General features: G+C 69.7%; 19 protein-coding genes. 11 read left to right on the top strand and 8 right to left on the bottom strand.

Features of this window, described 5'->3' with window-relative positions:
* Positions 1 to 4 precede the first annotated feature (4 nt).
* From JWN68_RS12640 to JWN68_RS12625, 4 genes are all read right to left on the bottom strand, one after another.
* Entirely contained in the window at positions 5 to 919 is a 915-nt protein-coding gene (locus JWN68_RS12640; protein ID WP_297739394.1) for an ABC transporter ATP-binding protein, read from the bottom strand.
* Positions 916 to 1,791 carry an ABC transporter permease gene (locus JWN68_RS12635; protein ID WP_297739390.1) on the bottom strand — a complete coding sequence of 292 codons (876 nt, stop codon included), beginning with the start codon at positions 1,789 to 1,791 and terminating at the stop codon, positions 916 to 918. The genes JWN68_RS12640 and JWN68_RS12635 overlap by 4 nt, the downstream gene beginning before the upstream one ends.
* Positions 1,784 to 2,725, bottom strand: a complete 942-nt coding sequence (locus JWN68_RS12630; RefSeq protein WP_297739387.1) for an ABC transporter ATP-binding protein — start codon at positions 2,723 to 2,725, stop codon at positions 1,784 to 1,786. Before JWN68_RS12630 ends, JWN68_RS12635 begins: the two co-directional genes overlap by 8 nt.
* 166 nt (positions 2,726 to 2,891) lie before the next feature.
* Positions 2,892 to 3,431: a hypothetical protein gene (locus tag JWN68_RS12625; RefSeq protein WP_297739385.1), complete on the bottom strand. Its 540-nt coding sequence runs from the start codon at positions 3,429 to 3,431 to the stop codon at positions 2,892 to 2,894.
* Between the two features lie 285 nt (positions 3,432 to 3,716).
* On the opposite strand from JWN68_RS12625, the gene glmU reads away from it, so the two are divergent.
* The 7 genes from glmU (at position 3,717) to pth (ending at position 10,389) form a co-directional block, all read left to right on the top strand.
* The gene (gene glmU, locus JWN68_RS12620; protein ID WP_297739383.1) at positions 3,717 to 5,195 is read left to right on the top strand and encodes a bifunctional UDP-N-acetylglucosamine diphosphorylase/glucosamine-1-phosphate N-acetyltransferase GlmU; all 1,479 of its coding nucleotides are present in this window, start codon (positions 3,717 to 3,719) and stop codon (positions 5,193 to 5,195) included.
* Positions 5,196 to 5,240: 45 nt separating this feature from the next.
* Entirely contained in the window at positions 5,241 to 6,212 is a 972-nt protein-coding gene (locus JWN68_RS12615; protein WP_366519801.1) for a ribose-phosphate diphosphokinase, read from the top strand.
* Positions 6,213 to 6,233: 21 nt separating this feature from the next.
* Positions 6,234 to 7,229, top strand: coding sequence for an ABC transporter ATP-binding protein (locus JWN68_RS12610; RefSeq protein ID WP_297739376.1), 996 nt, complete (start codon positions 6,234 to 6,236; stop codon positions 7,227 to 7,229).
* Positions 7,226 to 7,996: an ABC transporter permease gene (locus JWN68_RS12605; RefSeq protein WP_297739373.1), complete on the top strand. Its 771-nt coding sequence runs from the start codon at positions 7,226 to 7,228 to the stop codon at positions 7,994 to 7,996. Before JWN68_RS12610 ends, JWN68_RS12605 begins: the two co-directional genes overlap by 4 nt.
* Positions 7,997 to 8,006: 10 nt before the next feature.
* Complete coding sequence (locus tag JWN68_RS12600) at positions 8,007 to 8,792, top strand: ABC transporter permease (protein ID WP_297739370.1); 786 nt, start codon at positions 8,007 to 8,009, stop codon at positions 8,790 to 8,792.
* Positions 8,793 to 9,004: 212 nt separating this feature from the next.
* Positions 9,005 to 9,706: a 50S ribosomal protein L25/general stress protein Ctc gene (locus JWN68_RS12595; RefSeq protein WP_297739367.1), complete on the top strand. Its 702-nt coding sequence runs from the start codon at positions 9,005 to 9,007 to the stop codon at positions 9,704 to 9,706.
* Positions 9,707 to 9,798: 92 nt separating this feature from the next.
* On the top strand, positions 9,799 to 10,389 hold the full coding sequence (gene pth, locus JWN68_RS12590) for an aminoacyl-tRNA hydrolase (protein ID WP_297739365.1): 591 nt from the start codon (positions 9,799 to 9,801) through the stop codon (positions 10,387 to 10,389).
* Positions 10,390 to 10,811: 422 nt separating this feature from the next.
* Here the strand turns inward: pth and JWN68_RS12585 are convergent, their stop codons facing one another.
* Both JWN68_RS12585 and JWN68_RS12580 read right to left on the bottom strand, forming a co-directional pair.
* Positions 10,812 to 11,501 carry a response regulator transcription factor gene (locus JWN68_RS12585; protein ID WP_297739363.1) on the bottom strand — a complete coding sequence of 230 codons (690 nt, stop codon included), beginning with the start codon at positions 11,499 to 11,501 and terminating at the stop codon, positions 10,812 to 10,814.
* Entirely contained in the window at positions 11,473 to 12,360 is an 888-nt protein-coding gene (locus JWN68_RS12580; RefSeq protein ID WP_297739360.1) for a HAMP domain-containing sensor histidine kinase, read from the bottom strand. Before JWN68_RS12580 ends, JWN68_RS12585 begins: the two co-directional genes overlap by 29 nt.
* A gap of 266 nt (positions 12,361 to 12,626) precedes the next feature.
* Here JWN68_RS12580 and JWN68_RS12575 point away from each other — a divergent pair, with 266 nt between their 5' ends.
* Complete coding sequence (locus tag JWN68_RS12575) at positions 12,627 to 13,415, top strand: 3'(2'),5'-bisphosphate nucleotidase CysQ (protein WP_297739357.1); 789 nt, start codon at positions 12,627 to 12,629, stop codon at positions 13,413 to 13,415.
* Between the two features lie 10 nt (positions 13,416 to 13,425).
* Here JWN68_RS12575 and JWN68_RS12570 read toward each other — a convergent pair whose 3' ends face one another.
* Positions 13,426 to 14,352: a lytic murein transglycosylase gene (locus JWN68_RS12570; RefSeq protein WP_297739354.1), complete on the bottom strand. Its 927-nt coding sequence runs from the start codon at positions 14,350 to 14,352 to the stop codon at positions 13,426 to 13,428.
* A gap of 64 nt (positions 14,353 to 14,416) precedes the next feature.
* On the opposite strand from JWN68_RS12570, the gene JWN68_RS12565 reads away from it, so the two are divergent.
* Both JWN68_RS12565 and JWN68_RS12560 read left to right on the top strand, forming a co-directional pair.
* On the top strand, positions 14,417 to 14,548 hold the full coding sequence (locus JWN68_RS12565; RefSeq protein ID WP_297739352.1) for a hypothetical protein: 132 nt from the start codon (positions 14,417 to 14,419) through the stop codon (positions 14,546 to 14,548).
* Positions 14,549 to 14,674: 126 nt separating this feature from the next.
* Complete coding sequence (locus JWN68_RS12560) at positions 14,675 to 14,836, top strand: VOC family protein (RefSeq protein ID WP_297739349.1); 162 nt, start codon at positions 14,675 to 14,677, stop codon at positions 14,834 to 14,836.
* A gap of 62 nt (positions 14,837 to 14,898) precedes the next feature.
* Here JWN68_RS12560 and JWN68_RS12555 read toward each other — a convergent pair whose 3' ends face one another.
* On the bottom strand, positions 14,899 to 15,588 hold the full coding sequence (locus JWN68_RS12555) for a hypothetical protein (protein WP_297739346.1): 690 nt from the start codon (positions 15,586 to 15,588) through the stop codon (positions 14,899 to 14,901).
* Between the two features lie 275 nt (positions 15,589 to 15,863).
* Here JWN68_RS12555 and JWN68_RS12550 point away from each other — a divergent pair.
* On the top strand, positions 15,864 to 18,032 hold a 2,169-nt coding region (locus JWN68_RS12550), incomplete at its 3' end, for a CarD family transcriptional regulator (protein WP_297739429.1).

Genomic DNA, 18,032 nt, shown 5'->3' with positions numbered 1-18,032 from the left:
ACCTTCATCGGTCGACCAGGTAGGCAAAGACGCTCTCCAGCGACTCGTCGCTGGGGGAGAGCTCGAACAGCGACAGGTCGTGGCTGCGTGTCAGCGCGGGAAGCTCGGTGGCGAACGTCCCGAGGTCGTTGACCCGCACCTCCAGGCCGCCACGTGGATCCAGGCTGACCGCCTGCACGGAGGGACGCGCCATGAGTACGGCGGCCAGTGCCCGGTCGTCGCTGGACGTGATCGAGTAGCGAACCGGCCGGTCGGTCATCAGCTTCCGGATCGCACCGAAGTCGCCGGAGGCCGCGTGTCGCCCGGAGACGACGACCTCGATGTGGCGCGCCAGCCGCTCGACCTCTTCGAGGATGTGCGAGCTGAAGAGCACGGTTCGCCCCTCCTCGCCCAGCTGGCGGAGCAGGTCCATCAGGTGCATGCGTTGGCGCGGGTCGACGCCGTTGAAGGGCTCGTCGAGCAGCAGCACCGCGGGGTCGTGGACGAGGGCGGCCGCGATCTTGACGCGTTGCCGCATGCCCTTGGAGTAGGTGTCGAGCCGCCGTGCAGCCGGTTCGACCATGTCCACGACGCCGAGGATCCGCTCGGTGGCGGCGGCCGCGTCGGGCAGGCGGTGCAGGTCGGCGTTGGCCCGGATGAACTGCCGCCCGGTGAGATAGCCGAAGCTCAGCTCCCGCTCCGGCACCAGGCCGATCAGCTTGTAGGCGTCGGTATGCCGCCATACGGGCTCGCCGTCGAGCGTGACCGTCCCCGAGGACGGCGGCAGGAAGCCGGCCATCATCGCCATCAGGGTCGTCTTGCCGGCACCGTTGGGGCCGAGGAGCCCGGTGACGCCCGGGCCGATGGTCATCGCGACGTCGTTGACGGCGACGACGTTGCCGAACCAGCGCGACACCTTGTCCAGGACAATCGTGCTCATCGTGAGCCCACCTTCACGAAGCGGCGTACGAGCAGGGCCAGGCAGGCGGCACACACGACGAGGGCGGTCGCGAGGTAGGTCCACGCCCAGGCATCGGTGAGCACGATCGTGGAGCGTCCGCCCGCCTCCCACGCCTGCGCCAAGCCGTTGTGCAGGGCCCAGGGGGAGAAGAGCCCGGCGATCTCGCCCACGGCCTCGATGCCTTCATAGGCGGCGATCTCCTGCACGATCAGCACGACGCCGGCCACCACGATGAGGGCCAGGATGGACGCCACCACGGCGAAGCCCCGGCGAAGGGCCACCGAGGAGATGAGACCCGTGATCCCCGCAAGGAGGGCGGCGAGCATCAGCTGGAGCGCCACCGACCTGAGGAACACGGGCGTCTCGTCGCCCGTGTCGAGCCCGGCCAGCAACCCGCCGCCGTACAACACGAGCGTCGGCAGCAGGGTGAAGACGAGGATCGCGCTGGCGAGCGAGGCCCAGCGGGTCAGCGCGAAGAGTGCCGGCGGCAGCGGTCGGGCGAGGTAGAGCACGATGGAGCGATGGCGCAGGTCCCGGGAGAAGAGCACCGGCGCCTGGGCGGCGGCGAAGAGCGTGACCAGCATCTGGATCTGGCCCAGGTAGGCGGCGTACGACACGGGAAGGCTGTTGAGCCTGACCATCGTCACCACGCCCACGACGATGACGGCGGGCACCACCCCCAGTCCGAGGAGCAGGAACGGGAGCACCTTGGACCGCCCCGATCTGCCCAGGCCGAAGGCGTGGCGCAGGCCAGTGACGTAGAGGGTGAGCGCCAGCGCGCCAGTGCCCTCGCGAGGTCCGTCGTAGCCGCGATAGCCGATGTCGTGGATGACTCCGGTGCGCTCAGCCATGAGTGGCTCCCTGGGTGAGGAACACGTCTTCGAGGTGCGCCTGGTCGGGCTGGATCCGGACCAGGCCGAGGCCCAGGTCGGCAGCGGTGTCGCGCACGAGCGCGTGGAGGGACAGGTCCCTTGGCGGCGGATCGACGGCGACGAGCTGACCCCTCGGACGGCAGGTCAGGCCGGTCCTGGCCAGCGCCTCACCGAAGGCGTCGCGCTCGGCGTCCCCGCCCAAGACCTCGACGAGCAGCCCGCCCGTGTGCTGGGTGAAGTCGGAGGTGGCAGACGACTGGAGCAGCCGCCCGCCGTCCAGGACGATGACGTGGTCGCTCACCTTCTCGAGCTCACCGAGCAGGTGCGACGTCACGAGAACCGCGATGCCGAAGTCGCGACCGATCCGCTGCACCAGCTGCAGCATGTCGATGCGTGCCGCGGGGTCGAGGCCGTTGGTGGGCTCGTCGAGGAACACCAGGCTCGGGTCGTGCACGAGAGCCTGGGCGAGCTTGGCGCGCTGCTTCATGCCGGTGGAGTAGCCCCCCATCTGGCGGTAGCGCTCCTCGTCCAGCCCCACGTGACGCAACGTGTCGGCGGCGCGCTCGCGGGCGGCGGTCGCAGGGAGGCCCGACATCCGGGCCATGTGGACGATGAAGTCGCTGGCGCTGACGTCGGGTGGCAGGCAGTCGTGCTCGGGCATGTAGCCGACGAGCCGGCGGATCTCTGCGCTCTCGGTCGCGATGTCGTGGCCGAGGACGTGTGCCGTCCCGCTCGTGGGCTCGAGCAGCCCGAGCAGGATCTTGATCAGCGTCGACTTCCCCGCGCCGTTGGCACCCACGAGGCCCGTCACGCCGTCGCCGACGGAGATGTCGAGCGCGGTCAGCGCCTCGACCGTGCCGAAGCGCATGGTGATGCCGCTGGTGTCGATCACTGGTGCTGCTGTCCCCGTCACGCACGTCACGCTAGCGGTCGCGAGCCCCTGCACCCATCGGGGATCGCCCCGGCCCGGCCCTCACCGCGGGCCGGACCGTGCCAGGACCAGCCGCTACTTCCACTTCAGCGGGTGGAAGTTCCTCGCACGACGGGCGTCGGCGTCGCGGGCGGTGTCGAACTGTCGGTCATTCACCGCGCCGAGCGTCCGGGCGGTGAGCGGTCCAGTACCCGCCCGGGACGACCTGGACAGGGCGCCACGGGCGGACGGGCGGGAGTGCTTCGCGCACCGACCGTTCGAGGTCGCCGTCCCAGAAGACGAGGAACAGCTCGTTGCGCTCCCGCGGTCCGAGGAGGTCGGCGAAGTAGTCGGACGGCACAGGACCGACGTGACGCCTCATGACGAGCTCCCACTGGGCGGGGGTGAGGAGCACCGTCAGGACCTCGCCTGTGCGACCGCCCCTGATCTGGGTCACCTCGATCCGACCGGACGGGAGCTCCCGGACCGTCCCTTCGTGGCCGAGGTGTTCGATGAGCACGGGCCAGTGCTCACCGGCGACCGTGTCGCACAGTTCGGTGGCTGGTGACCGGTGTGCGGAGACATGTCGGTGGGCCGACGACATCAGCTCGCGCGCGACCACGGGCGCGTAGTCGGCCGGGTCGTCGAGGTTGCTCGCCGGACGCCGCTCCGCAGAGACAGGCAGCTGGACGGCGTTCTGGCGAGGCACGCTGGCCAGCTCGGGGCGATCCGCGATCCAGCTCGTAGCCGATCTCCACCAGGGTGCCGTGCTCACCAGGCACCAGAATCGCTGAGGTCACACGAAGGTCGCGGCCGAAGCCGTCGTAACGGTCGATTCGGTCACGGCCTTGGCCGTAGGGGTCGGCAGGGTCGATGCCGGTGGGCGAGGGGTCGGCAAGGATCGCGAACAGCTCCCGCACGTACGCCGCGTCGTCCATGACCTCATCATGCCCGAACGGCTCCGTCGCCGGCCGACGCTGGCAGACTGCAGTTCATGGACAACCTCACCGTGATCGTGCTCGCCGCGGGCGGCGGCACCCGCATGAAGTCGAAGACGATGAAGGTGCTGCACCCCGTCTGTGGCCTGTCGATGATCGGCCACGTCCTGCGGGCCGTGCAGGCGGTCGAGCCGTCACGGATCGTGGCCGTCGTGGGTCATCAGCGAGAACAGGTGGGCGCGCACATCACCGACCTGCTGCCCGACGTGCTCCTCGCTGTCCAGGAGACCCAGGAGGGGACCGCCCATGCGGTGCGGGTCGCCCTCGAGGCGGCGGGCACGACCACGGGGACGGTCGTCGTCACGGCAGGTGACACACCCATGCTGCAGGGCGACAGCTTGCGCGCCTTCGTGGCGGAGCACGAGGCGGCTCAGCGGGCTGTCTCGATCCTCAGCGGTGACGTCGCCAAGCCCTTCGGCTACGGCCGCATCCTCCGCAACGCCGAGGGCGACGTCGAGGCGATCGTGGAGGAGAAGGACGCAACGCCGGAGCAGCGGGAGATCAGCGAGATCAGCTCGGGGATCTTCGCCTTCGACGCGGAGTTCCTCGTCGACGCGCTGCCCCGCATCTCCAACGACAACGCCAACGGCGAGTACTACCTGCCCGACACCGTCCACCTCGCTCGCGACGCCGGGCTCACGGTGGGCGCCCACATGATCGAGGACGTCACCCAGACCGAGGGTGCCAACGACCGTGCCCAGCTCGCCGAGCTCGGCCGCAAGATGAACCAGCGCATCGTCACCGAGTGGATGCGGCAGGGCGTCACGGTCATGGACCCGGCGACCACCTGGATCGAGGCCGACGTCGTGCTGGAGCGCGACGTGACGATCCTGCCCGGCACCCAGCTCCTCGGTGCGACGCTCGTCCGCGAGGACGCCGTGGTCGGTCCGGACACCACTCTCAAGGACTGCGAGATCGGCCGGGAGGCACGCGTCGTACGGACGCACGGCGAGCTGGCGGTCGTGGGGGAGGGCGCCACCGTCGGGCCGTTCGCCCACCTGCGCCCCGGCACCCAGCTCGGCGCGAAGGGCAAGATCGGCACCTTCGTCGAGACCAAGAACGCCCAGATCGGCGAGGGCGCGAAGGTTCCCCACCTGTCCTACGTGGGCGACGCCGAGATCGGCGAGGGCACCAACATCGGCGCCGGCACGATCTTCGCCAACTACGACGGCGTCAACAAGCACCGCACGGTCGTCGGCCGGCACGCGAAGACCGGCTCCAACAACACCTTCGTCGCGCCCGTGAGCATCGGCGACGGAGCGGGGACCGCTGGCGGCACGACAGTACGCCGCGACGTACCCCCCGGGGCGCTCGCGGTGAGCGCTGCGCCACAGCGCAACCTCGAGGGCTGGGCCCAGTCGAAACGCCCCGGTACGGCGCAAGCAGACGCTGCGACACGCGCGGGTGAACACCAGGTGTCTCACGCAGGGGACCCCGCCGTTAGGGAAGACGGCCCCGGTGCGTCAGAATCCTGACGTCGACACCCACCCCTGAACGAGGAGTCGCAGCTCGTGAGCGGAATGAAGAAGACCACCGAGAAGAACCTCATGGTCTTCAGTGGGCGGGCGCACCCCACGCTGGCCAACGAGGTCGTCGAGCTCCTCGACTGCGGGCTCGTGCCGCAGTCGGCCTACGAGTTCGCCAACGGCGAGATCTACGTCCGCTACGAGGAGTCGGTCCGCGGGTGTGACGCCTTCGTGATCCAGAGCCACACCTCGCCGATCAACGAGTGGATCATGGAGCACCTGCTCATGGTCGACGCGCTCAAGCGGGCCAGCGCCAAGCGGATCACCGTGGTCATGCCCTTCTACGGCTACGCCCGCCAGGACAAGAAGCACCGCGGCCGCGAGCCGATCTCGGCCCGCCTGATGGCCGACCTCTTCAAGACCGCCGGCGCCGACCGGCTGATCACCGTCGACCTGCACGCCGACCAGATCCAGGGCTTCTTCGACGGCCCCGTCGACCACCTGATGGCCCTGCCGATCATGACCGACTACGTCAAGGAGAAGTACGGCGACCAGCGGCTCGCCGTCGTCTCGCCGGACGCCGGCCGGATCAAGGTCGCCGAGCGCTGGTCGGCTCGGCTCGGGGGAGTGCCGCTGGCCTTCATTCACAAGACGCGTCGCACCGACGTCGCCAACGAGGTCGTCGCCAACCGCGTCGTGGGTGACGTCACCGGCCGCATCTGCATCCTGACCGACGACATGATCGACACCGGCGGCACGATCGTGAAGGCTGCCGAGGCCTGCGTGGCCGACGGGGCAGCCGGCGTCATCATCGCGGCGACCCACCCCATCCTCAGCGACCCCGCGGTGGACCGCCTCAAGAACTCCAGCGCGATCGAGATCGTGGTGACCAACACCCTGCCGATCCCCGACGACAAACAGTTCGACAAGCTCACGACGCTCTCGATCGCCCCGCTGATCGCCCGCGCGATTCGCGAGGTCTTTGAGGACGGCTCGGTCACGAGCATGTTCGACGGGCACGCGTGAGCCTGCTGTAGCCTCCCTCCGGTGTCAGCCACCGGGGGAACTGCAGCAGTAGAAGCGCGCGATCTGCGCCGTACGTTCAAGACCAAGCAGGGCAGCGTCCTGCGACCGACCCGCACGACGGTCGAGGCGGTCAAGGGCGTCAGCTTCGAGATCGCTCCCGGCGAGCTGTTCGGGCTGCTCGGTCCCAACGGCGCGGGCAAGACGACGACGATCAAGATGCTGATCACGTTGCTGATCCCGACCTCGGGCAGCGCTACGGTGCTCGGGCACGACGTCGTCACCGACGTGCGGGAAGTACGCCGCCGCATCGGCTACGTCTTCGGCGGCGACCGCGGGCTCTACGAGCGGCTCAGCGGGCTCGACAACCTGCGCTACTTCTCCGAGCTGTACGGCGTCGCGCCCCGCGACCAGAAGGCGCGCATCGGCTCCCTGCTCGAGCTCGTCGGACTCACGGGTCGTGAGGGCGAGCGGGTCGAGGGCTACTCGCGCGGCATGCGCCAGCGGCTCCACATCGCCCGCGGGTTGCTGCACGACCCGGACGTCCTCTTCCTCGACGAGCCGTCGATCGGCATCGACCCGGTCGGTGCCCGCGAGCTCCGGGCGACCATCGCCGGGTTGCGCGAGCAGGGCAAGACCGTGCTGCTGACCACCCACTACATGTTCGAGGCCGACGAGCTGTGCGACCGGATCGCCGTCATCCGGGCCGGGGAGATCGTCGCCGAGGGGACGCCCGCCGAGCTCAAGCGCCTGGTCACGTCCGGCCGGGTCCTCGAGGTCGAGACCTACGGCGTCGCGGGCGAGGTCGTCGACTCGGTGCGCGACGTCGCCGGGGTCCGCACGGTCGCCGTGGAGGACCGCGGCCCGCTCCAGGTGCTGGTCGTGGGCTCGGAGCCGGACACCGAGGTGACCCAGTCCGTGCTCGCCCGCATGGGCGATACCCGCGTCGGTCGTGTCAGCCACCGCGACCCGTCCTTGGAGGACGCCTACGTCGAGCTGGTCACGGGAGCCGGCGCGTGAGTCGACTGCGTCAGCTGTGGGTCTGCTACCGGCTGCAGCTCAAGGTCATGATGTTCTCGCCGTTCGAGGGCTTCCTGCAGGTCTTCTTCCCGCTGATGTTCGCCACCGCGGCGTTGCTGGTGTACCGCGTGAACAACGACCCCGACGCGATGCTCTTCGCCGGCATCGGCGCGGCTGCCATGGGCATCTTCACCTCGCAGACCACCACTGCCGCCACGCTCGTGCAGCGAGAGAGACGGGCCGGGACCCTGGAGCTCGTGCTCGCTGCTCCCACACCGTTCGCCTTCGTCGTGCTGCCGAGCACGTTCGCGATGGCCACCCTCGGTCTCTACAGCGTGGTCGCGGTGATCCTGTGGGACTGGTGGCTCTTCGACCTGCCGCTGCAGGTCGAGAACTGGCCGGGTTTCGTGCTCAGCATCCTGATGGCGACGTTCACCATCGCCCTCTTCGGCTTCCTGCTGTCGGTGACAGTGGTGCGCTACCGCACCGCGTGGGCCCTCGGCTCGGCGCTGGAGTATCCCGGCTGGCTGCTCTGCGGCTTCGTCGTCCCCTTGTCGTTCCTGCCGGGCTGGGCGCTGCCGCTGTCGTGGGCGCTGGCCCCGACGTGGGGCGTGGCTGCGATGCGAGCCTCAGCAGCGGGGGAGAGCCCGTGGTTCGACCTGGCGGTCTGCCTGGGTGTCGGCCTGGCCTACGCGGTCCTGGCGGCGTGGCTCGGCGTACGCCTCATCGACTCCGCCCGTCGCAACGCGACGCTGGCGCTCACGTGAGGCGACCGCGATGACGAGCGTGCGCATCTTCTTCATCGGTGGCCTGATGAGCTTCCGGGCGCTCTTCAACTGGATGAACCCGTGGATCTTCGTCCCGACCACCCTTCTGGGGCCGATCACGCAGATCCTGCTGTTCGCCTACGTCGGACGTGCGGCGGGCGTGGGCGACGACGAGTTCTTCATCATCGGCAACGCGCTCAACTACGCCGCGATCCCGGGCATGTTCGCGATGACCTTCACCATCGGCGGCGAACGCTTCGCCCAGACCCTCGGCCTGGTCCTCGTCAGCCCGGCCCGGAGGATCCCGCTGTTCCTCGGACGCGCGCTGCCCGTGATCGTCAACGGCTGGGGAACGGCGATGATCGGCATCGTCTCCGGGGTGTGGCTGCTTGACGCACACATCCCCGCAGGCTCGTGGCCGCTGGTCTGCCTGGTGGTCGCGGTCGGGTGCATGGCCACCGCAGGCATCGGGCTGGTGATGGGCGCGGTCAACCTCGTCTATCGCGACGGCGCCACCTTGGGCAACGTCGTGTTCCTCGTGCTGCTGATCTTCACGGGCACCAACGTCGCCCTCGACGACCTGCCCCACTGGATGGCTGCGATCGGACGCTTCCTCCCGCTGAGCCATGCCATCGAGGCGAGCCGGATGGTCGCCGACGGGGCGTCGTGGGGTGCCGTGCAGGGACTTGTCGGCCGCGAGCTCCTGATCGGCGTGGTGTACGTCGCAGTCGGGCTCGTCGCCATCCGGTGGTTCGAGCACCTGAGCCGGACGGGCGCGACCCTCGACCGGATCTAGCTCGTCGGCCCCCCGGCTGCCGCGCCGATTCGACCGAGCCCCGAGCGGGGTCTAGTCTTCTCAGGTTGCCTCGGCGAGGGAGCTTCGCACTCCGTGATCGACAGGGCCGGCCATGATCCTTACGCCGCGCGCCCGCGATCGGGAGCGTGGCGTTCTGCGTCTCCGGGGCCCCACGATCCGAACGCACGTGGCCGAACGTATGAGGAGTGAACATGTCTGAAGCAGAAAAGATCATCACGGAGAACCGCTCGGAGTTCGGCAAGGGCGCCGCCCGCCGCATCCGTCGCGACAACAAGATCCCGGCGGTCATCTACGGCCACGGCAACGACCCCGTCCACGTGATCCTCCCCGGTCACCAGACGATGATGGCGCTCAAGCACGGCGGCGCCAACGCCCTGCTCGCGCTCGACATCGAGGGCTCCGAGCAGCTCGCCATCCCCAAGGACGTGCAGGTCGACCCGATCCGTCGCGTCATCGAGCACATCGACTTCGTCGCCGTCCGCCGGGGCGAGAAGGTCACCGTCGACGTGCCGATCCACGTCGTGGGCGATGCCGCTCCTGACACACTCGTCGTGAACGAGAACAACGTCATCTCCGTCGAGGCCGAGGCCACCCACATCCCCGAGTTCTTCGAGGTGTCCGTCCAGGGTCTGCCCGAGGGCACCCAGATCCTCGCCAAGGACCTCGACCTGCCCGAGGGCACGACGCTGCTCGCCGACGAGGACCTGCTCATCGTCAACATCACGCAGCAGATCTCCGCCGAAGCCCTCGAGGCCGAGCTGGAAGAGGCCGAGGCTGACCTCGGGATCGAGCACGACGCGTCCGACGAAGAGATCGCCGAGGCCCAGGAAGAGGCCGCCGCGATCGAGGCGAGCGACGACGACGCCGCCAAGGGCGACGACTCCTCGGAGTGATCCATCGCTTCGTTCGTCTGCGCCGCACCGGGATCTCCGGTGCGGCGCAGTCGCGTTGGAGGCGCCGCGTTCCGGCTTGGGAGGATGACCACATGAGTGACGACGTCTGGATGATCGTCGGCCTGGGCAACCCCGGCCCGAACTACGCGGGACACCGCCACAACATCGGCTATCTCGTGACCGACGAGCTCGCCCACCGCATGGGCAGCGGGTTCCGCGCCCACAAGACCGGCCGCGCCGACGTCGTCGAGGGGCGCCTGACGCCGCCGGGGACGCCGGGCCCGCGCGTCGTGCTCGCTCGCCCGCGGAGTTACATGAACGAGCTGGGAGGCCCGGTCAAGGCGCTGGCGACCTTCTACAAGGTGCCCCCGGAGCGGATCGTCGCCATCCACGACGAGCTCGACATCGCCTTCAACACCCTGCGGGTCAAGCTCGGAGGGGGCGACAACGGCCACAACGGCCTGCGCTCGATGCGCAGCAGCCTGGGCACCGGAGACTTCTACCGCGTGCGGGCCGGCATCGGACGCCCGCCGGGGCGCCAGGAGGTGGCGGACTTCGTCCTGTCCAACTACTCGAAGACCGAGCTGAAGGACGTCGCCTTCCAGGTGATGGATGCCGCGGACGCCGTCGAGTCGCTGATCACCGTCGGCCTGGAGAAGACGCAGCAGCGGTTCAACAGCTGAGGTTCAGCTCAGTGCTGGCTCTGCGTGCTGGTCGGCGGTGGTGCGGCGGAGGCAGCCTCCAGGCCCCCTGTGATGCGGAGGCAGGCGAGCAGGGCGGCAGCGATTCTCACGTGTCGGGCCACGGGGTGTGGGTGCGACGGTCATGGTCATCAGGCGCCCTTCTCGGTGCGTTGTCCTTCAGGCGTGAAGCAGGTTCAGGCGCGCCGAGTCGCGTCGTTGCGGTGCCGTGGGTCGCCGGCGACCCGGCCGTGGTTCGAGCTGGTCGGGCTGGGGGCAACGCCGGGCCACCGACCGAGCCGCCGGGTGGGGGCACCGTGCCCTGCGCCATGGTGTCCCCTTTCTCCGACCGCTCGAGAAGTGCCTCGAGCCTAGGCTCGCGCGCCTGCACGGGAATGCTCCCAATGGGGCCAAGCCCCTTCCGTTCAGGGGGTGTGCTGCCACATGACGTGGTTGGCCAGGCCGACGGCCGCCAGCTGCGAGGACACCTCGAGCTTGGCCAGGATCGACTTCACCTGGGTGCGCACGGTTGCCTCCGAGACGACGCCCAGCTCGGCGATCCGCCGCACGTTGTGTCCCTCGATCAGGAGGCCGAGGATGTCCTTCTCCCGAGGGGTGAGGCGCTCGAGCCGGCGGCGCATGTCGTCGTCGACCATCCGGGTGCCGCGCCAGGCGTCGAGCAGGAACACAGTCTCGGCACTCGTCATGACGGGCAGACCGAGATGCAGCCGGCGAACGGTGCTGAGCGTCTCCGACAGCGGCCCGACCTTGGAGACGACCTTGCGTGCCCCTTCGTGGACGCAGGCACCCCAGCGACCCCGGTCGCTCGACGCAGTGACGACAACCACCTGGACACCCGCCCGGGTCAACGGCGCGATCAGGGTCATCCCGTCGCCGAACCTGCCGAGGTCCAGGTCCAGGAGTGCGATGCGGGCCTCGGAACGTAGGGCCGCAGACTGCAGGGTGGACATCGACCCGCCGACCTCGGGCAGTGCCAGGCGGCGTACGTCGTGGCCCTCGAGGGACAACGCCAGCTCGAGGGACTCCGCGAACAGCGCATGGTCCTCGATGAGGAGGATCCGCGTGCTAGGCAGCGGGTTCGGAGCCGTGGACATGGTTCTCCTCGGACTGCCGTGCCGCGGGCAGGCGGATGACGAAGGACGAGCCTGCGGTGCTCGGCACAGCGAGGTCGAGGGAACCACCCTGCTCGACGACGAGCCGGCGAGCCAGGTTGAGACCGATGCCCTGCCCCCGGGACTCATCGCCCCGGACACCCCAGTCGAAGATCTGCTCCCGGAACTCGGTGGGCACGCCGGGACCCTCGTCACTGACGGCGATCTCCACGAGTCCCCCGTCGTGGGTCACCGCGATGGTGCTGGCCACCCCACCGTGCGTCGCGGCGTTGTCGATGAGGATGTTCAGGGCTTCTGCCACTACGTCGGGTCGGGCGTGCGCCGTCGCGCCCGTCGGCTCCCAGGTGATCGCGCGGCCCTGGGCCCGGTGGGAAGCAAGGAGGACGTCGATCGTTTCGTCGATGTCGACCGGTCCCGCCGCGTCGGTTCGGCAACCGGAGACGAGCCGCTCGAGGCGGTCCAGCTCCGAGCGGATCGAGTGCTCCAGCTGGGCGTGCGTGTCGGCGCTGATCTCGTGGTCGTCCAGCAGCCGGCAGGCGCACGCCGCACCGGCGAGCGTGCTGCGGATCTCGTGCAGCTGCTCGCGGCTGCCGCGCCAGCTGGCCTCCATCTCGAGGAGCGAGCTCTCCAGAGCAGCCGAGCGTCGATGCTCGTCGCGAAGCTTCTGTCGGCGCAGCAAGAACGTCGCGCACGCGCCGGCGGTTGCGCCTGTCATCACCAGCACGACCGACGAGCCCGGGCTCCGCGCTACGGCGGCCATCAGCAGCATCGCTGCCGGGACGCCCGTGAGCAGTGCAACCAGCAGTCCTTCTCGCCAGCCCATGAATGTCTTGTTCGTCATCACTTGTCGCATGGCCCCCCGGCCCCCTCACCCTTCATGCGAGCCAAGTTCCCGCGACACCTGACCCGATTCGCTGCACGAAGCGGTGCTCGTTCAGGACCGCCTGCTGCGCCCCCCGAGGGTTGCCCTCCCGAATGTAGACCCGGGACGCCACTGCGTCACCCCCCCCAATGGCCCGATACCCCATCTGGGGTACGCCTGGACTAGACAGGGAGCCGCGCGGACGAGGCAGGAGGCGGCACTGGGCCGCCCACTAGGCTGACGCCGTGACTGAGCCGACCCCCGATCCCCGTGCCCTCGACGACCACGCCTTCGCTGTCTGGGCTGCCGAGCGAGCAGGGGACGTGCTTCTCCAGGTCCGCTCCGAAAGCGGCCTGACGGGCAAGGAGCTCAAGGATGCCGGGGACGCCGCGGCGCAGGAGCTGCTTGCCCGGCTGCTTGCCGAGCACCGCCCGGGCGACGCGATCCTGAGCGAGGAGGCGACCGATGACCGCGCCCGCCTCGATGCCGACCGCGTGTGGATCATCGACCCGCTCGACGGCACCCGCGAGTTCTCCGAGCCGCCGCGTGACGACTGGGCCGTGCACGTCGCCCTCTGGGAGGCAACGGGCGCCGACGGCGGCGAGCTGACGGCCGGTGCCGTGGCCCAGCCGGCGTTGGGCGAGACGTTCAGCACCGGCGCGCCCATCGCCGTACCTCCCCGCACGTCGGACCGGCCCCGGATCGCGGTCTCCCGCACCCGGCCTCCGGCCTTCGTGGAGGCGCTCGCGGCCGAGATCGACGCCGAGCTCGTCCCGATGGGTTCGGCCGGCGTGAAGGTCATGAGCGTGGTCCGCGACCTCGCCGACGCCTACGTCCACGCCGGCGGGCAGTACCAGTGGGACAACGCCGCGCCGGTGGCCGTGGCTCGCGCGGCGGGTCTGCACTGCTCTCGGGTGGACGGGTCTGCGTTGGTCTACAACGAGGCCGAGACCTCGCTGCCCGACCTCATCGTGTGCCGTCCCGAGCTCGCCGAGCAGATCCTCGACTTCGTCAGGCGCAACGGGACGAGCTGACGCCGCAGGGCTACCTGAGCGCCTCGGGGTGCCTCTCGAGGTAGCGGTCGACCGGGATGGGGTGCCGCGTCGCGTAGCCCTCCTCCAGCCACACCCCACCGCGCTGCGTCAGGTAGTAGACCTGCCACGAGTGGAAGCCGAGGAGGGCACGCGGTCGCCTCTGCATGACCCCGGCGTGCAGGCTGACGCCCCGGACGTATGCCGAGGAGTTGTTGTAGCGGTAGAGCGCGGCGGCCTTGTCCCGGCTGAACCCGTTGGCCCGGAGCAGCCGCGCGGCCGCGAGGATGGCGTCGTGCGGATCGTTGATGTCGCCACCGTTGCCGTAGATGTCCCACGTCGTCGGCATGAACTGCATCGGCCCCTGGGCGCCCGCCACGGAGGTCCCGCGGATCCGCCCGAAGGCCGTCTCGACGAGGTGGATCGCGGCGAGGTACTCCCAGTCGACGCCGTAGCGCCGTTCTGCCTCCCGGTAGAAGCCCTTCAGGATGAGCGCCGGCGGGGGAGCCAGGATCCGCCACGCGGGAAGCTCGTCCGCGAGCTCGGAGGGGGCGCTCGGGTGCATGGACCTGAAGGCGAGCCGGGCGGTCACGTTGTCCCGGGTCTGCGTCCTCATCGAGGCGTCGAGGTCGTCCAGGACGCGAGGCAGCCAGCGAGGGTGGGCGACGATCTCCCTCACCGCCAGCTGCTCGGCGTGACCGGCCCAGGCGATCTCGTCGGCCGTGGCCTCGGTGTCCTTGACGATCCGCAGCGCTCTCTGGATCTGGCGGGCCGCCTCGGCGGCGCTGGTGGGCCGACGGGGGATCTCGGCAGCCGACTCGGTCGCCCGGGTCGTCGTCGGCGTACGACTCGAGGCGGTGGGGCCTGAAGTGCGCTCCTGCGCGCACGCGGGCGCCCCGGACATGACCAGGAGGAGGGTGAGGGAGACGGCGCGGCTCACGGGCTCCAGCCTACGTCCGGGCAAACACGTTGCCGCTTCCGTCGGGCAGTGCCGGCCTGACGACATGACCTCACTCGTCTCGCACACGACCGTTGACTGCTCCGACGCCTTCGAGCTCTCCGAGTGGTGGAAGGCACTGCTCGGGTACGTCGACCTGGAGGGCGACCCCAACCTGCCCGCCACGAGGAGTGCATGATCCGTGACCCGGACACCGATCATCAGATCCTCTTCATCGAGGTCCCGGATCGCAAGTCGGGCAAGAACCGGATGCATTTTCGACCTTCGCCCGCGGGAGGGAACGCGCGACGACGAGGTCGAGCGCGTGCGCGCGTGGGGCGCCACCGAGGTGGCCGACCATCGCGGCCAGTACGGCCCGGGCACGGGCTGGGTGGTCCTCGCCGACCCCGAGGGCAACGAGTTCTGCATCCTGCGCTCCGAGGCGGAGGCCAGGGCGGGCCCGCAGGCGGCCAGCACGGATGAATGAGTTGACCCCCGGAGCCGGCGCTCCGGGGGTCGTATGAGTCTCGTTCGGGTGGTGCCGAGCCGTCAGTAACGGATCGTGTAGAACCCGGCTGCCAGGCCCGTCATCTCGGAGCTGCCCTTGATGATCACGCGGAAGAAGACCTTCTTGCCGCGCGCGCCGGTGGGCAGCTTGACGCGGAACTGGCTCTTCTTGTTGGTGCGCACCGAGCGGTACTTCTTGTAGCTCTTGCCGACCTTGCGCTGGATGATGACCTTCTTCTTCGCATAGGACGGCTTGATCTTGCCGACGATGCTCGTGCCCGGCGTCTTGGCGTTCAGCTTGTACGTGACGGGGACGGCCAGCGGCGCGGACTCCCCGGGCAGGTAGGTGTCGTAGAACTCATTCGGCGCGGTGAAGCCGGTGTAGACGACCTTGAGCTGCGTGTTGGACGTGAAGGTCCACGGGCCGGGGAAGTAGAGGAAGCCCGGGCTGTCGTCGGTCGCGATCGTGGTCCACACGGGGTTGGCCGGGGTGTAGATCTGGAGCTGCGCCTGGCCCCCGGAGGGGGTGTCGACAGCGGTGGGACCCGTCACGGAGCCGCTGACGTAGAAGTCGTCGCCGTAGGTGTAGAGGCTCTGCGCCGGGCTGATGTCGAAGGCGATGTTCGGCGTGTAGGTCTGGCCGTCTGCGTTGGCCGGTGCTGACACGGCGAGTGGTGTGAGCCCGAGCAGCCCGGCTGCGGCCAGGCCCGTGATGATTCGCTTGAAGCGCATGGCTTCGTTCCCCTTTCGCGCGGGCGCATCCGTGGCGCCCTGATGTCATCGGACCAGAAGCCGGGTCCGGCGGTGGAAGGCTACCCAAGGGCGGAGGTAGCAAACGTCCGGGATCGACATATGGTGGGAGTCTCCCCCCATCCGCAGCGGATGGGGGTCTGTCCGCGTGCGCCGGACGCCCATGGATCGCGATGGAGGTCGCCGTGCCACACCCCGAGACTCCGCTGACCGCGGTGGCCGACGCCGTGCTGGGCGGACCGGTGCTGGCAGAGGCCATGGCCGTGGCTGGTCACGTCCCGGCGCTCGACCTCACCGGTCCGGCAGCGGTGCGGCCGCTCGTCATCAAGGGACTGGTCGACGCGGGCCGGACCGTCCTCGCGGTGGCCGCCACGGCCCGTGAGGCCGAGGACCTGGTCCTGGAGCTGGCCGACCTGGTCGACCCCGCGACCGTGGCCTACTACCCGTCGTGGGAGACGCTGCCCCATGAGCGGTTGAGCCCGCGGAGCGACACGGTGGGCCGGCGGCTGGCCGTCCTGCGTCGGCTCAAGCACCCGGGGACCAACCCGACCAACGGCCCGCTGCGCGTGATCGTCGCCCCGGTGCGCTCCATCCTGCAGCCGCAGGTGAAGGGGCTGGCCGACCTCGAGCCGGTGGAGCTCGCTCCTGGCATGTCGGTGTCGCTGGACGACGTCGTCCGTGGGCTGGCGGATGCGGCGTACTCCCGGGTCGACATGGTCGAACGCCGAGGCGAGTTCGCGGTGCGTGGCGGCATCGTCGACGTCTTCCCGCCCACCGAGGAGCACCCCCTGCGCGTGGAGTTCTGGGGCGACGAGGTCGAGGAGATCCGCTCGTTCGCAGTGGCCGACCAGCGCACCCTCGACTCGCTGGACCGCCTGTGGGCGCCGCCGTGCCGCGAGCTGCTGCTGACCGACGACGTACGCCGCCGCGCGGCCGACCTCGGCAAGGCGCACCCGCAGCTCCTCGAGCTCACCGACAAGATCGCCGCCGGCATCGCGGTCGAGGGGATGGAGTCCCTCGCACCGGTGCTGGTGGAGGAGATGGAGCTCCTGGTGGACCTCCTGCCCGACGACACGACCGTGCTGGTGCTCGACCCCGAGCGCGCCCGCACGCGTGCTCACGACCTGGTGGCGACGAGCGAGGAGTTCCTCGGCGCCAGCTGGGCGGCTGCCGCAGGAGGGGGTCAGTCACCGGTCGACCTCGGTGCAGCGTCCTACCGCAACGTGGCCGACGTCCGGATGGCCGCTCTCGAGCGTCACCTCGGCTGGTGGACCGTCAGCCCCTTCGGGATCGAGAGCGACGCCGAGCAGGTCACCGACGTCGACGCACTTGCCGGGGCCGTCACGTCGCGAGCGCTCGCCGTGACAGCAGCCGAGGCCTACCGCGGTGACATGGACCGGGCGATCACTGACATCCGCGGCTGGCTGACCGCCGGGTTCCGCGTCACCGTCGTGCACCAGGGGCACGGTCCCGCCGAGCGCATGGTCGAGGTGCTCGCCGAGCACGACGTCGCGGCCGCGCTCGTCGAGGGCGAGGTCGCGCTCGACGCCAGCGTCGTCACCGTGACGACGGGCTGTCTCGTCAACGGCTTCGTCGATGCCGACGCCCGCATCGCCGTGCTCACCGGGGAGGACCTCTCGGGGCAGAAGGCCTCGACCCGCGACATGCGCAAGATGCCGGCGCGACGCAAGAAGCAGATCGACCCGCTCGAGCTCAAGGCCGGCGACTACGTCGTGCACGAGCAGCACGGTGTCGGGCGCTTCGTGGAGATGAAGCAGCGTGAGGTGCAGGGCGCCACCCGCGAATACCTCGTCCTCGAATACGGCTCCTCCAAGCGCGGTGCTCCCGCGGACCGGCTCTTCGTGCCGGCGGACTCCCTCGACCAGGTCACGCGCTACGTCGGTGGCGAGCAGCCGAGCCTCGACCGCCTCGGCGGGGGCGACTGGACCAAGCGGAAGAACCGCGCCCGCAAGGCGGTCAGGGAGATCGCGGCCGAGCTGATCAAGCTGTACGCCGCGCGGCAGGCCACCAAGGGACACGCGTTCGGCCCCGACACCCCGTGGCAGACCGAGCTCGAGGACGCCTTCCCGTTCCACGAGACCCCCGACCAGCTCAGCACGGTCGAGGAGGTCAAGGCCGACATGCGCCGCGTCGTACCCATGGACCGGCTCGTGTGCGGCGACGTCGGCTACGGCAAGACCGAGATCGCCGTGCGCGCGGCCTTCAAGGCGGTCCAGGACGGCAAGCAGGTCGTCGTGCTCGTGCCCACCACGCTGCTGGTCACCCAGCACTTCTCGACGTTCTCCGAGCGGATGAGCGGCTTCCCGGTCAACCTCAAGGGCCTGAGCCGCTTCCAGACCGACAAGGAGGCCAAGGAGGTCCTGGCCGGCCTCGCCGACGGCACCGTCGACATCGTGATCGGCACC

This window comes from Nocardioides sp., assembly GCF_025964975.1.
Classification (GTDB): domain Bacteria; phylum Actinomycetota; class Actinomycetes; order Propionibacteriales; family Nocardioidaceae; genus Nocardioides.
The sequence above is the reverse complement of the archived record's forward strand: the minus strand, read 5'-3'. Positions and strand labels throughout refer to the sequence as shown.